Genomic DNA, 12,550 nt, shown 5'->3' with positions numbered 1-12,550 from the left:
TTTCGATAGCAGCCTCGTCAGTGGCAGTGTACGCGCCCGACGCTGTTATCCATGTGACAACACTGCCCTGGCGGAGAGCTGCGCCGACAGCCGCCGCCATGTTCCATGATGCTGATGCCATTGCTGATCTCGATCATTGCCGCCGAGTGGACAGGTGCCGCTCCACCCGCAAAGAGGCTGGAGACTGCAAAGGCGAATGCAAAACCTAATCGTGTCATGGGATCCTCGTTACCGTTAACCAATCATTAATCATCTTCAGGACGCGCATCAGTAATACAACCGCCTATTGGGCTATCCTCTTGCAGTCTGCACGTTTTCCTATTCATTTTTCAACCAAGCTCCTCGACTCCCGATTGGATGACCGCCGCTTCAACGCCGTCAGATGCTCGTTACCCAACTGGCGTTGTGCCCCAAATCTAGAATACTTGCGTCGATCCGCGTCTCCTCTACCTTCTCCCTCGACCCGCAGGAGAGATATGCCATGGTCCATCCATTGTCGCCGCCTTTGCCCCCTATCGTCTCCACAAGGGATGTAGCCGCAAAGGATCGCCGCGCATGAAATCCGCCCTCTCGCTCCAACACATGGTTCAGATCATGGACCGCACCTTGATGCCCGACGCGTCGCATCTGGTGCTGACGCCGGTCTGTCTCGATATCGAGGCGGATGTCGGCACGATGGATATGGATCAGGAGGAAGCGCGGCAGATCATGGCGGAGATCGACGCGAAATCCTCCGCGCTTTTGGCCGTGCTTGCGATTATCCTCGCCACATCGGCCTTTATCTTCTCGCTCGATCAGCGATGGCTGACCCTGCTCTTGATGTTCGGGCAGATCGTCAGCATTTCGATCTCGATCCTCTTCCTGCTCCGCTGCTTGATCTATGAGCCATCGCCGCGCCTGCGCCATGTGTTCGAGATGAGCCAGGTGGCCGCCGATTTCCATCTGCAGATCGAGGCGATCAAACAGGTGCGCTATTTCAACCGGGTGATCGTGCTGACCGTGATCACCTGCGTCTTGTTTTTCGTCATGTCGATGATCGTTGGGATTGATGCGATGATGTGAGCCTTTCGCGGCTCCGGCGCGCGGGTTTTCATCCCTTCACACATAGGCTATCGCTCTGCCGAGAAGTGAGATGAGAGCGGACCTATGAAATTCACCCTGTCCTGGCTGAAAGACCATCTGGAGACCGAGGCCACCGTTGACGAGATCGCAGAAACCCTGACCGATCTGGGTCTCGAGGTCGAAGGCGTGGAGGATCGCGCCGCGCGGCTCAAGGATTTCACCATCGGCAAGGTGGTGAGTGCGGAGAAGCACCCGGATGCGGACCGGCTGCGGGTCTGTCAGGTCGAGACGGATGAGGGTGTGAAGCAGATCATCTGCGGTGCGCCGAACGCACGGGAAGGGATCACCGTCGTGGTCGCGAAGCCGGGTGTTTATGTGCCGGGGATCGATACGACGATTGGCGTGGGCAAGATCCGCGGGATCGAGAGCTTCGGCATGATGGCTTCCGAACGCGAAATGGAACTGTCCGAAGAGCATGACGGCATCATTGAATTGCCAAGTGGTGAGGTCGGCGCGCGGTTCATCGATTGGCTGGCCGAGCATGACCCGGCCAAGGTCGATCCGGTGATCGAGATCGCGATCACGCCAAACCGGCAGGATGCTCTGGGCGTGCGTGGGATTGCGCGGGATTTGGCGGCGCGCGGTTTGGGTGTGCTGAAGCCGCAAGAGATCGCGCCGGTGCCGGGCGTCTTCGACAGCCCCATTGGTGTGACGATTGAGGACGATACGCTGCCGGGCTGTCCGCATTTCACCGGGCGGGTGATCCGGGGTGTCAAAAACGGGCCGTCGCCGGAGTGGCTGCAAGATCGGCTGCGCGCGATTGGGTTGCGGCCGATTTCGGCGCTGGTCGATATCACCAATTTCTACACTTACGATCTGAACCGGCCCTTGCATGTGTTCGATGCCGATAAGGTGGCGGGCGATCTGAGGGTGTCTCGCGCGTCGGGTGGTGAGACGATCATGGCGCTGGATGACAAGGAATACAGCTTCCTTGAGGGGCAGATGGTCATTGGCGATGACAAGGGCCCGGAAAGCATTGCCGGTGTGATGGGCGGGGCCGAAACCGGCTGCACCGAAGAGACGGTGAACGTCTTTGTCGAAAGCGCCTTTTGGGATGAGATTGAGATTGCCCATACGGGGCGGGCGCTGAAGATCAATTCCGACGCCCGCTATCGCTTTGAGCGTGGTGTGGACCCGGAGTTCACGTTGCCGGGGTTGGAAGCGGCGACGCAGATGGTGCTGGACCTCTGCGGCGGGGAGCCGTCGCATGTGGTGGAGGCCGGTGCGCCGTTGCAGACTGCGCGGAGCTATCATCTGAACACCGCGCGGGTGATCAGCCTGGTTGGGATGGAAATCCCGAAGGAGGATCAAATCCGCTATTTGACCGCGCTTGGCTTCTCGGCCACGGGCAAAGGTGATGTGCTGGAGGTTTGGGTGCCAAGCTGGCGGCGGGACATTCAGGGCGAGGCCGATCTTGTGGAAGAAGTGGCGCGGATGGCGTCGCTGACCAAGCTGGAGCCGCAGCCGATGCGGCGGCCAAAGCCGGGTGTGCCGAAGCCTGTGCTGACGCCGATGCAGCGGCGCGAGGGTACGGCACGGCGGACCATAGCCGCGCTCGGCTACAATGAATGCGTGACCTATAGCTTCATCGATCGGGCGAGTGCTGAGCTTTTCGGCGGTGGCGATGATGCGACGATGCTGGAGAACCCGATTTCGTCGGAGATGAGCCATATGCGGCCCGCGCTTCTGCCCGGCTTGCTGCAGGCGGCGGCGCGGAACCAAGCGCGCGGGATGATGGACCTCGCTCTCTTCGAAGTTGGCGCGGCGTTTCATGGCGGCGAACCGGGGGAACAGAACCTGCAGGCAACGGGCCTTCTGATCGGTCAGACCGGTCCGCGTGATCCGCATGGTGCACGGCGGTCGGTCGATCTTTACGATGTGAAGGCCGATGCAGAGGCGGTGCTGTCGGCGATTGGCGCGCCCGCCAAGGTGCAGATTTTGCGCGGCGCGCGGGAGTGGTGGCACCCCGGGCGGCATGGGATGATCTGCCTCGGGCCGAAGAAGGTCTTGGGCGTGTTTGGCGAATTGCACCCGAAAATCCTGGCCGCGATGGATGTGAAGGGCCCGGCGATGGCCTTCACGCTCTGGCCCGGCGAAGTGCCGATGCCGCGCGCGTCGGGGGCCAGCCGGGGCGCATTGGCGATCAGCGATCTGCAAGCCGTGGAGCGCGATTTCGCCTTTGTGGTGGATGCGGATATGGAGGCGCTGAACCTGGTCAATGCGGCCGCGGGTGCCGACAAAGCCTTGATCGAAGAGGTGCGGGTGTTCGACGAGTTCATCGGCGGATCCTTGGGCGAGGGGCGAAAGTCCATCGCGCTCACCGTGCGGATGCAACCGCGTGACAAGACCCTGACCGAGGATGAGATCGAAGCCGTGGGCGCGAAGATCGTCGAGAAGGTCACCAAAGCCACGGGTGGGGTGCTGCGAGGCTAGAGCATGGCCTGGACCATCCGGGCCGCGACGGCTGCCGATGTCGACGCATTGACGGTGGCGGTTGCGGCAGCTTATGCGCCCGCTCTCGCGCGGGGCGTTGCGTTGCCGCCAGTGATCGAGGGGCTTGCGGAGGATATCCGCGACCATCTGGTCTTAGTGGCGGCTCAGGAGGGGGATGTGGTCGGCGGCGCGGTTCTCGTGATCGCGGGGGATCATGCCAAGCTGGCCAATCTGGCGGTAGACCCGCGTTTTGGTGGGCAGGGCCTGGGCCGAGCCTTGATCGACGCAGGAGAGGCGGCTGCGCGAGAGCTGGGTTTGGCCGAGATGCGGCTCGTCACGCATCGCTTGATGCCGGAAAATGTCACGCTTTATGAGCGGTTTGGATACGGCGTCACAGAGCGCGATGGCGACAAGATCTATATGATGAAGAGACTCAGGTAAAAGAAAGGGCGGGATATGGCGTTGAAAGTTTATCTGTCGGGGGAAATTCACACCGATTGGCGGGAGCAGATCGTGGCAGGGGCCGAAGGGCTGGATGTCACGTTTAGCGGCCCGGTCACCGATCATGCGGCCAGCGATGATTGCGGCGTTGCGATCCTGGGCGCGGAGCCGAACAAGTTCTGGCACGACCACAAGGGCGCGAAGGTGAATGCGATCCGCACGCGGATGGGGATTGAGCAAGCCGATGTGGTCGTGGTGCGGTTTGGCGAGCAATATAAGCAGTGGAACGCGGCATTTGATGCGGGTATGGCCGCCGCCCTCGGCAAATCGCTGATTGTGCTGAGCCGACCGGAGCACCAGCATCCGTTGAAAGAGGTGCATGGTGCGGCGCTGGCCGTGACCGAAGAGCCGCGTCAGGTGGTCGAGATTTTGCGCTATGTCCTAACGGGCGCACTGCCGGGGTAACGCGACGTTTCGCTTTGCTCAGGTGCTGAGGGGCGTAGCGTGGGGCATATGGAATTTGACTATGTGATCGTGGGCGGCGGTTCGGCGGGATGTGTGCTGGCCGCGCGCCTGTCGGAGGACCCGAACACGTCGGTTTGCCTGGTTGAGGCCGGGGGCGGCGGGCGAGATATCTTTATCCGTGCGCCTGCGCTTGTGGCGACGATGGTATCGGGCCGCCCGAAGATCAACAATTGGGCGTTTCAGACCGAACCGCAGCCAGAATTGAACGGGCGGCGTGGGTTTCAACCGCGCGGCAAAACGCTTGGCGGCTCATCGGCGATCAATGCAATGCTTTATGTCCGGGGGCATAAGGCGGATTATGACGAATGGGCGGCGTTGGGCTGCGATGGCTGGGATTGGGCCAGTGTGTTGCCCTATTTCCGTCGCTCAGAGCGGTTTGCGGGCGGGGCCGATGCGCTTCATGGCGACGCCGGGCCGCTACAGGTCGGGCCGCAGAGCGCGCCGCGCAAAATCTCCCACGCTTTCTTAGAGGCTTGCGAGAGCCTCCAAATTCGCAAGACCGACGATTTCAATGGCGATCGGCAGGAGGGGGCCGGGTTCTACCATGTGACGCAGTTTCAGGACGGGCCGCAGAAGGGCGAGCGCTGTTCAGCGGCGGCGGCCTATCTGTTTCCGGCGATGCAGCGACCCAATTTGACGGTGCTGACCCGTGCGCTGACCGAGAAAGTTCTTTTAGAAGATGGGCGCGCCACGGGCGTTCAAATCAAGCGGCGCGGGCGGCGTCAGGGTCTGACGGCACGGCGCGAGGTGATCCTGAGTGCGGGTGCCTTTGGGTCGCCGCAGCTCTTGATGCTGTCGGGGATTGGACCGGCGGCGGAGCTGACCACGCAGGGTATTCCGGTGCTTCATGACGTGCCCGGGGTTGGGCAGAACCTGCAAGACCATCTGGATTATGTGCTGTCTTATCGCTCACGTCGGCGGGATGTGGTTGGATTGAACCCGCGCGGCTTGGCCCGTTTGGGCAAGGCGGGCCTTCGCTGGCGGAAGACCGGGCAGGGGCTCTTTGCCTCACCGATGGCGGAAGGCGGGGCGTTTTTGCGCTCTGATCCGGGGTTGGACCGGCCCGACCTGCAAATCCATTTCGTGATCGGGATTGTTGATGAGCATATGCGGAAGCTGCATCTAAGTGACGGGTATTCCTGCCATATCTGCGTGTTGCGACCGGAGTCAAAAGGCCATGTGGGCCTCCAAAGTGCCAACCCTGCCGCGCCGCCACGGATTGATCCGGCCTTCCTGAGCGACAGGCGCGATTTGGAGGCGTTGATGCGCGGCGCGCGGATCATGGAGCAGATTATGGAGGCGGATGTGCTCACCCCTTGGCGCGGTGCGCAACTCTATGCTCATGACGGCAGCGATGCGGCGCTTGAGGCGGATATCCGGGCCCGCGCCGATACGATCTATCACCCGGTTGGCACCTGCCGGATGGGCGCGGATCCTGCTTCTGTTGTGGACATCGAGGCCCGAGTCAGAGGCGTCGATGGGTTGCGCGTGGTCGATGCCTCGATCATGCCGAAACTTATTGGTGGGAACACAAATGCCCCCACCATGATGATGGCTGAGAAGGTCGCCGACCTGATCCAACCGGGCCTCAGACCAATGCCGTCCTGAGCAAGATCAGCCCGCGGCCATGCCGCCATCGACCGGGTATTGTGCGCCGGTGATGAAGCGCGACTCGTCAGAGGCCAGAAACAGGACCAGATTGGCGACATCCGTCGCCTCGCCATAGCGGCCGAGCGGGATCGACTGTTCGAGTTGCGCCTTTACCTCGCTGCCATGGCCAGGGCTGAACCCATCTTCGAGCGAGCGCATCATCCGCGTGTTGATCGGCGATGGATGAACGGAGTTGACCCGCACATTGGCCGGTGCGGCCTCAATCGCCGCTGCCCGGGTCATACCGACCACGGCGTGTTTCGACGTGATGTAGGGCGCGAGGTTCGGGCTGCCTTTCAGGCCCGCGATGGAGGACATGTTGATGATACTGCCACCACCTTGCCCGGTCATAACCGGCAAGACATGCTGCAAGCCCAGAAAAGCGCCGCGCACATTGACCGCGATGACCTTGTCGAAATCTTCGATCTTCTGATCCGGCAGCGGCGCGACTTTGCCCTCGATCCCGGCGTTGTTGAAGAAGATGTCAATCCGGCCAAACCGTTCAACAGTTTGATCCACATAGGCTTTTGTTGCGTCGGCAGATGCGACGTCTGCCGCGATTGTGAGCACATCTTCGGGCTGCCCCAAATCTTCTGCCGCTCGGTTCAAGTCAGCCTGATCAAGATCGACAAGAGCCAGTTTGGCGCCCTCTTTCAGAAACAGATGTGCCGTTTGCAACCCGATCCCGGCGGCACCGCCGGTGATTAAGGCGATCTTCCCGCTTAGTCGTGCCATGCAGGTCTCCCTTTCCCTTGTGCTTGTTGCCAGGGAAGGCACCGTTCGGCATGTCGCGCAAGGCGGCGGAGCAGGGCCATTCCCTCACATCAAAACATGTGGATTGGCGGCACTGTTTTTTAGGGAGTTGCAGAAGGCAGAGACGATTGGACGCGGTCTCTTCTCGCGGGGAAGGCAGGGTGCGAGGCGGGGCAGACATATGCGCCCCGCGCTCGCAGTTGTTTCGTTAGTTGCGCGGCGGGGTGACAAGGCCCGTCTGAACTGCCGGGCGGGCAAGGAACCGGTCGAGATACGCGACCACATTCGGGAAGCTGTCCCAACCCACGGCCTCTTTCACACCATAGAAGTCGAGCCCGCGCAGCCAGGGGGCGATGGCGATATCGGCAATGGAGTAGCTGCTGATAATCCAGTCTTTGTCGGCCAATTCTTTGTCGAGCACCGCAAGAAGGCGTTTGGCTTCATCCACATAGCGTTGGCGCGGACGGGGGTCTTCGATTTCGGCACCGGCAAATTTGGAGAAATAGCCAAGCTGCCCGAACATCGGGCCGATCCCACCCATTTGGAACATCACCCACTGGATCGCTTTGTATTTCTCGGCAGGTGTGTCGCCGATGAGTTTGCCGGATTTCTCTGCCAGATAGATCAGGATGGCACCCGACTCGAACAGGCCGATCGGCGCGCCATCTGGCCCGTTCGGATCGACGAGCGCGGGGATTTTGTTGTTTGGGTTCAGCGACAAGAAGGCGTCGCTTTTCACATCGGTATCGGAAAGCGTGACTTTATGCGCCTCATAGGGCAGCCCCATTTCTTCAAGCGCGATGGAGACTTTCACGCCATTTGGCGTGGGAAAGGAATAAAGTTGAATGACGTCCGGATTGGCGGCGGGCCAGCGGGATGTGATCGGAAAAGCGGAGAGATCGGCCATGAGATGCCCTTTTGTTGCGCGTTAGGGGTGACATCTATGCAGCCTTTCCCATTGGGCCAGAGCCTATTTTATATCATTATGCGCGGGCGACTGTGCGCGGAGGCACCAAAAGGGGCGTGCCCGAAGCTTCTGCGTGTGGAGGGACAACAGGAGATAGGACAAAGCCAATGCTAAGTGAATTCAAGGATTTTATCGCCAAGGGCAATGTCATGGACATGGCCGTGGGCATCATCATCGGCGCCGCGTTTACGGCGATTGTCTCATCGTTGGTGGCCGATCTGATCAATCCGATCATCGGGCTGTTCACTGGCGGCCTCGATTTTACCAATAACTATGCGGTTCTCGGCGGAGACGTGCCGGCGGGGGCCTCGCTTGAGGCGGCGCGAGAGGCGGGGGCGTCGGTCTTCGCCTATGGGGCGTTCATTATGGCGATCATCAACTTCCTGATCATCGCTTTCGTGGTGTTCATGCTGGTGCGCTATGTCAACAAGGTGAAAGCGGCGGCAGAGCAACCGGCGGAAGAGCCCGCGCCCGAGGAGCCCAAGGGCCCGACGCAGGAAGAATTGCTGATGGAAATCCGCGATGCGTTGAAAGCGCGCGGATAGCCGCCACGCTACATAACTGAGAGGCCCGCCCGACGTGGCGGGCCTTTGCATATTTGGCCATCTGCCCTTAGGTTTTGCGGAGAGACATCGCCCAAGGAGACATGAGTATGGCCGCCACCCCACCCGTCTGCGATTTTGGCTGGGCCGCGCCCGCCTTCGATCTGCCCGCGACAGATGGGCGGCGCTATACGCTGCAAGACGTGATGGGGCCAAATGGCACGGTGATCGCGTTTATCTGCAACCACTGCCCGTATGTCTTGGCCGTTATGGATCGAATCGTGCGTGATGCGCGGGATCTGGCGCCGTTAGGCATCGGGTTTGCGGCGATCTGCTCGAATGACGCCACGCAGTACCCGGCGGATGGGTTTGACGGCATGGTCGCGATGGCCGCGAAACACGACTTTCCGTTTCCCTATCTTCATGACGCGGATCAGTCGGTGGCGCGAGCCTATGACGCGGCTTGCACACCGGATTTCTTCGGGCTGAACGCGGAAGGTCAGTTGCAGTATCGCGGGCGACTGGATGCCAGCCGGGCGCAGGCCGGACCGTCCGACCTGCGCCGCGATCTCTTTGAGGCGATGAGGTTGGTTGCCGAAACCGGGCGCGGCCCGTCCGATCAAATCCCCTCCATGGGGTGTTCGATCAAATGGGCCGCGTGAGTGGTTATGCGCGGGCCGGGCGTGGCCGGAGATACATATACCAAAGCCGATAGAGGGTGAGCGCGGCCAGGGGCGTGAAATGCACAAGCGCAGGCACCAGACCTTCTCCCTCATCGATCAACGCCCAATGCAGCAAGATTAGAACCGCGGCGGCATAGGTCCATTTTTGCAACGCCTTCCAGCGTGGACCCATTCGGCGAACGGCATAGTCAGACGAGGTTGCAGCCAGCGGGATGAAGATGGCGAAGGCGAGCCAGCCAGCCCAGATGTGAAGCTCGGATAGATCGGCAAGCATCCGGTTCAGCGTTCCGGTGTGCAGGACATAAAACACCAGATGAAGCAGGGCATAGCCGAAAGCGGCGACGCCAAAATACCGCCGGTTTCGGCGCAGCCAGCGCGGCCCACGCCAGCCTTTGAACAGATACATCAGCGGCGTCGCCAGTAGGGTGATGATCAAAAATCGCGCGGCAAATTCGCCGGTCGGGTGGAGCAGGTTTTGGAAGATACGCGCCTCTTCCGAGGTCATGGCCTGATAGATGAAGCCCATTGCCGGAAGGGCCATGAGTCCCCACAGCCAATAGGGGTGGAGGCGCGACAGATACGATTTCATTGTAAGGGAACCTTTTGAACGCTGGCAGTCTGATCTACACGTTCGCCAGGTTCCCTTCCGTCGGTGATGTCTTAGCTTTTGAGCGCAAGCGATGCCGACAGCACATCGATGCCAAGCGCCTTGCCCACCGGATAGTTGGTGAGCTTGCCCGCATGGACGTTCAAGCCTTCCAGAAGATGCGGATCATCGGCGCAGGCCTGTTTCCATCCCTTATCGGCCAGCGCGATCAGAAACGGCATCGTGGCATTGCCAAGCGCGATGGTGGAAGTGCGGGCAACGGCCCCCGGCATGTTTGCAACGCAGTAATGCATGATGCCGTCGACCTCGTAGATCGGATCTTGGTGGGTCGTGGCGCGAGAGGTCTCGAAACAGCCGCCTTGGTCGATGGCGACATCCACAATCGCAGCGCCCGGTTTCATCGTGGAGAGCTGCGCGCGGCTGACCAGTTTGGGTGCGGCGGCGCCGGGGATCAGGACGGCACCGATCACCATATCGGCCTGGGCCACCAGTTCGGCGGTGTTGCCTGCGCTGGCATAACGGGTCCGGAATTGTCCGCCAAAGACATCATCAAGATAGCGCATCCGGGGCAGGGAGCGATCAAGCACGGTGACATTCGCGCCCATGCCCGCGGCCACGCGCGCAGCATGGGTGCCGACGACACCGCCGCCGATGACGACGACTTCGGCCGCGCCAACACCCGGCACGCCACCCATCAACACGCCGCGCCCGCCATTGGCTTTCTGCAACGTCCAGGCGCCCACTTGCGGCGCGAGTTTGCCCGCAACCTCAGACATCGGCGCGAGAAGCGGCAGGCCACCAGCGGCATCCGTCACGGTTTCATACGCAATCGCGGTGCAGCCCGAAGCGAGGAGGTCATTGGTTTGGTCCGGATCGGGGGCCAGGTGGAGATAGGTGAAGAGCAGTTGCCCCTCGCGCAGCATTTTGCGCTCGCCCGCTTGCGGCTCTTTGACCTTCACGATCATCTCCGCCTTGGCAAAGACGCTGGCCGCATCGGGGGCGATCTCGGCCCCGGCTGCGATGTAGTCGGCATCGGGAAAGCCCGCGCCGATCCCTGCGCCAGTTTCCACCAAAACGCTATGGCCGTGGGCCACGGCTTCTTGCGCGGCAACTGGCGTCATGCCGACGCGAAATTCTTGTGGCTTGATCTCTTTCGGGCAGCCGATGATCATCTATGTCTCCTCCCTTTTCTGCCGAATTATTAGGCAGTTTCGGATGGCAATGTTTTGAAATCTGGTTGCGTTTCCAAGCCTTCTGCGCAAGAATTTTCGATAGTTTTATCATATCACAGGAAAAGGCTGCACCATGATCGAGCTTGACGATATGGACAAGCGTATTCTTCGGTTGTTGCAGCGTGATGGGCGAATGACCAATGCCGAACTGTCAGAGCAGGTGCATCTGTCGCCCTCGGCCTGTCACCGGCGGGTGCAGCGGTTGGAGCAGGCGGGGGTGATCCGGGATTACGTGGCTTTGGTCGACGCCCGCGCGGTGGGGCGGGTGACAACGGTGTTTGTCGAGATAGGGCTGAGCGGGCAGGCCGATGAACTGCTGGGGGCATTCGAGCATGCTGTGGCGCAGGTTCCGGATGTGTTGGAATGCCATTTGATGGCGGGCAGCGCCGACTATCTGCTGAAAGTTGTGGCGCGCGACAGCGAGGATTTCGCCCGCATCCACCGGCAGCACCTGGCGAGCTTGCCGGGTGTCGCGCGGATGCAGTCGAGCTTTGGGTTGAAAACCGTGGTGCAGACCACGGCCTTGCCCGTCTAGCCGCCGAGATACAGGAAAAGATACAGCGCACCCATGCCCGCAGCGATCGCCCAAATGGCGTTCTTGAAGACATAACCAACCGCCAGAGCCAGCACGGCTGCGCCGAGGCGCGCAGGGTCCGTCTGCCCCTCGGTCGCGGCGGGCCACAGCACCAATGGCGTGGCAATAGCGGGTAAGACGGCCACGGCGGTGTAGCGCAAATGGCGCAAGACCCACGGAGGCAGGGCACGGTTGCCAAGCAAGCCCAGGAACGAAAACCGGATCAGGAAGGTTCCCACGCCAAGCGTGATGATGATCAGCCAGATATGCCAGCTTGCCATGGTCATGATCGGGCTTCCATCCGGCGTTCAATCTCCGCCCCGATCATCATCGCGATGGCAGCGGCCAGGATCAGGCCCAGATTGTAAGGCACCGGGGCAAAGGCGATTGATAAGGCCACCGAGCTAAGTGCCGCCGCGACATGGGCAATCGTTCGCAGGGCGGGGCCGATCAAGGCCAGAAACGCGATCGGCACCGCAAAATCGAGCGCAAAGGCTGGCGGGATCAGCGCGCCAATCACCGCGCCCAGATAGGTCGACAAGATCCAGACCGGGGCCACCGCCGTGGCCGTGCCGAAGAAAAACGCGATCTTGACCGCGGTGGGCCGCTCGGGCCGGGTCTCATACTCCTGCACTGACAGCGCGTAATTCTGATCAAAGACCAGGTAGGAGACCAAGGCCCGCTGCCAAAGCGGCGCGCCGTTCAGGTGCGGCACCAGCGAGGCGGAATACATCGCCATGCGCAGGTTCACCGCCAGCGCGGAGGCCAGGATCACCAGCGTTGGCGCATTCTCCGTCATCAGTTGCAGCGCGGTGAATTGCGCGGCCCCGGCGATCACCAAAATGGAGAACCCCATGACTTCGGCCAGGTTCAAGCCCGCCTCCGTCCCGACCACGCCGAAGACGCCGCCAAATGGCGCGACAACCAAGAGAAATGGCAGGCTGGCGAGAAAGCCCTCCCAATAAGCGCTTTTGGAACTGGTAGAGAACATGGGGGGCCTTTAGGGTTAGCTCACCAATCG

At 61.1% G+C, this 12,550-nt stretch carries 14 protein-coding genes; 8 read left to right on the top strand and 6 right to left on the bottom strand.

What is annotated here, in order from left to right:
• Nucleotides 1-555 precede the first annotated feature (555 nt).
• From GTF44_RS15125 to GTF44_RS15105, 5 genes are all read left to right on the top strand, one after another.
• Nucleotides 556-1,062 (top strand): hypothetical protein, encoded by a 507-nt coding sequence (locus tag GTF44_RS15125; protein ID WP_145214654.1) that lies wholly within the window; start codon nucleotides 556-558, stop codon nucleotides 1,060-1,062.
• An 84-nt stretch (nucleotides 1,063-1,146) separates the two neighbouring features.
• Nucleotides 1,147-3,555 (top strand): phenylalanine--tRNA ligase subunit beta, encoded by a 2,409-nt coding sequence (gene pheT / locus GTF44_RS15120; RefSeq protein WP_171560304.1) that lies wholly within the window; start codon nucleotides 1,147-1,149, stop codon nucleotides 3,553-3,555.
• A gap of 3 nt (nucleotides 3,556-3,558) precedes the next feature.
• Entirely contained in the window at nucleotides 3,559-3,996 is a 438-nt protein-coding gene (locus GTF44_RS15115) for a GNAT family N-acetyltransferase (RefSeq protein WP_171560306.1), read from the top strand.
• A gap of 15 nt (nucleotides 3,997-4,011) precedes the next feature.
• Nucleotides 4,012-4,461: a YtoQ family protein gene (locus tag GTF44_RS15110; RefSeq protein WP_145214663.1), complete on the top strand. Its 450-nt coding sequence runs from the start codon at nucleotides 4,012-4,014 to the stop codon at nucleotides 4,459-4,461.
• Between the two features lie 48 nt (nucleotides 4,462-4,509).
• Nucleotides 4,510-6,129, top strand: a complete 1,620-nt coding sequence (locus GTF44_RS15105; RefSeq protein ID WP_171560309.1) for a GMC family oxidoreductase — start codon at nucleotides 4,510-4,512, stop codon at nucleotides 6,127-6,129.
• 6 nt (nucleotides 6,130-6,135) lie between these two features.
• Here the strand turns inward: GTF44_RS15105 and GTF44_RS15100 are convergent, their stop codons facing one another.
• A complete protein-coding gene (locus GTF44_RS15100; RefSeq protein WP_171560312.1) occupies nucleotides 6,136-6,906 on the bottom strand; it encodes an SDR family NAD(P)-dependent oxidoreductase in 771 nt (256 codons plus the stop codon).
• A gap of 226 nt (nucleotides 6,907-7,132) precedes the next feature.
• Nucleotides 7,133-7,831 (bottom strand): glutathione S-transferase family protein, encoded by a 699-nt coding sequence (locus tag GTF44_RS15095; RefSeq protein WP_171560314.1) that lies wholly within the window; start codon nucleotides 7,829-7,831, stop codon nucleotides 7,133-7,135.
• A 167-nt stretch (nucleotides 7,832-7,998) separates the two neighbouring features.
• Between GTF44_RS15095 and mscL the strand changes: the two genes are divergently transcribed.
• Together mscL and GTF44_RS15085 are read left to right on the top strand one after the other, a co-directional pair.
• Nucleotides 7,999-8,436 (top strand): large conductance mechanosensitive channel protein MscL, encoded by a 438-nt coding sequence (mscL, locus tag GTF44_RS15090; RefSeq protein ID WP_171560317.1) that lies wholly within the window; start codon nucleotides 7,999-8,001, stop codon nucleotides 8,434-8,436.
• A 107-nt stretch (nucleotides 8,437-8,543) separates the two neighbouring features.
• Nucleotides 8,544-9,095, top strand: a complete 552-nt coding sequence (locus GTF44_RS15085; RefSeq protein WP_171560319.1) for a thioredoxin family protein — start codon at nucleotides 8,544-8,546, stop codon at nucleotides 9,093-9,095.
• Between the two features lie 4 nt (nucleotides 9,096-9,099).
• On the opposite strand, the gene GTF44_RS15080 is transcribed toward GTF44_RS15085, so the two are convergent.
• Both GTF44_RS15080 and ald read right to left on the bottom strand, forming a co-directional pair.
• On the bottom strand, nucleotides 9,100-9,705 hold the full coding sequence (locus GTF44_RS15080) for a sulfite oxidase heme-binding subunit YedZ (protein WP_171560321.1): 606 nt from the start codon (nucleotides 9,703-9,705) through the stop codon (nucleotides 9,100-9,102).
• Between the two features lie 71 nt (nucleotides 9,706-9,776).
• Nucleotides 9,777-10,895, bottom strand: coding sequence for an alanine dehydrogenase (gene ald / locus GTF44_RS15075; protein ID WP_171560323.1), 1,119 nt, complete (start codon nucleotides 10,893-10,895; stop codon nucleotides 9,777-9,779).
• Between the two features lie 133 nt (nucleotides 10,896-11,028).
• On the opposite strand from ald, the gene GTF44_RS15070 reads away from it, so the two are divergent.
• The gene (locus tag GTF44_RS15070; RefSeq protein WP_171560324.1) at nucleotides 11,029-11,490 is read left to right on the top strand and encodes an Lrp/AsnC family transcriptional regulator; all 462 of its coding nucleotides are present in this window, start codon (nucleotides 11,029-11,031) and stop codon (nucleotides 11,488-11,490) included.
• On the opposite strand, the gene GTF44_RS15065 is transcribed toward GTF44_RS15070, so the two are convergent.
• Nucleotides 11,487-11,816, bottom strand: coding sequence for an AzlD domain-containing protein (locus GTF44_RS15065; RefSeq protein ID WP_171560328.1), 330 nt, complete (start codon nucleotides 11,814-11,816; stop codon nucleotides 11,487-11,489). The genes GTF44_RS15070 and GTF44_RS15065 overlap by 4 nt on opposite strands.
• Nucleotides 11,813-12,520 (bottom strand): AzlC family ABC transporter permease, encoded by a 708-nt coding sequence (locus GTF44_RS15060; protein WP_171560331.1) that lies wholly within the window; start codon nucleotides 12,518-12,520, stop codon nucleotides 11,813-11,815. Before GTF44_RS15060 ends, GTF44_RS15065 begins: the two co-directional genes overlap by 4 nt.
• Between the last annotated feature and the right edge of the window lie 30 nt (nucleotides 12,521-12,550).

This window comes from Roseobacter sp. HKCCD6576-2 (assembly GCF_013179285.1).
Classification (GTDB): Bacteria; Pseudomonadota; Alphaproteobacteria; order Rhodobacterales; family Rhodobacteraceae; genus Rhodophyticola; species Rhodophyticola oceani.
Note: the sequence above shows the minus strand (reverse complement) of the source record. Positions and strands in the feature narration are given on the sequence as shown.

Bases quoted from the DNA above. Each gene is read 5' to 3' on its own strand.
- GTF44_RS15125 (WP_145214654.1), top strand. From the start codon at position 556: ATGAAATCCGCCCTCTCGCTCCAACACATGGTTCAGATCATGGACCGC.
- pheT (WP_171560304.1), top strand. From the start codon at position 1,147: ATGAAATTCACCCTGTCCTGGCTGAAAGACCATCTGGAGACCGAGGCC.
- GTF44_RS15115 (WP_171560306.1), top strand. From the start codon at position 3,559: ATGGCCTGGACCATCCGGGCCGCGACGGCTGCCGATGTCGACGCATTG.
- GTF44_RS15110 (WP_145214663.1), top strand. From the start codon at position 4,012: ATGGCGTTGAAAGTTTATCTGTCGGGGGAAATTCACACCGATTGGCGG.
- GTF44_RS15105 (WP_171560309.1), top strand. From the start codon at position 4,510: ATGGAATTTGACTATGTGATCGTGGGCGGCGGTTCGGCGGGATGTGTG.
- GTF44_RS15100 (WP_171560312.1), bottom strand. From the start codon at position 6,906: ATGGCACGACTAAGCGGGAAGATCGCCTTAATCACCGGCGGTGCCGCC.
- GTF44_RS15095 (WP_171560314.1), bottom strand. From the start codon at position 7,831: ATGGCCGATCTCTCCGCTTTTCCGATCACATCCCGCTGGCCCGCCGCC.
- mscL (WP_171560317.1), top strand. From the start codon at position 7,999: ATGCTAAGTGAATTCAAGGATTTTATCGCCAAGGGCAATGTCATGGAC.
- GTF44_RS15085 (WP_171560319.1), top strand. From the start codon at position 8,544: ATGGCCGCCACCCCACCCGTCTGCGATTTTGGCTGGGCCGCGCCCGCC.
- GTF44_RS15080 (WP_171560321.1), bottom strand. From the start codon at position 9,705: ATGAAATCGTATCTGTCGCGCCTCCACCCCTATTGGCTGTGGGGACTC.
- ald (WP_171560323.1), bottom strand. From the start codon at position 10,895: ATGATCATCGGCTGCCCGAAAGAGATCAAGCCACAAGAATTTCGCGTC.
- GTF44_RS15070 (WP_171560324.1), top strand. From the start codon at position 11,029: ATGATCGAGCTTGACGATATGGACAAGCGTATTCTTCGGTTGTTGCAG.
- GTF44_RS15065 (WP_171560328.1), bottom strand. From the start codon at position 11,816: ATGACCATGGCAAGCTGGCATATCTGGCTGATCATCATCACGCTTGGC.
- GTF44_RS15060 (WP_171560331.1), bottom strand. From the start codon at position 12,520: ATGTTCTCTACCAGTTCCAAAAGCGCTTATTGGGAGGGCTTTCTCGCC.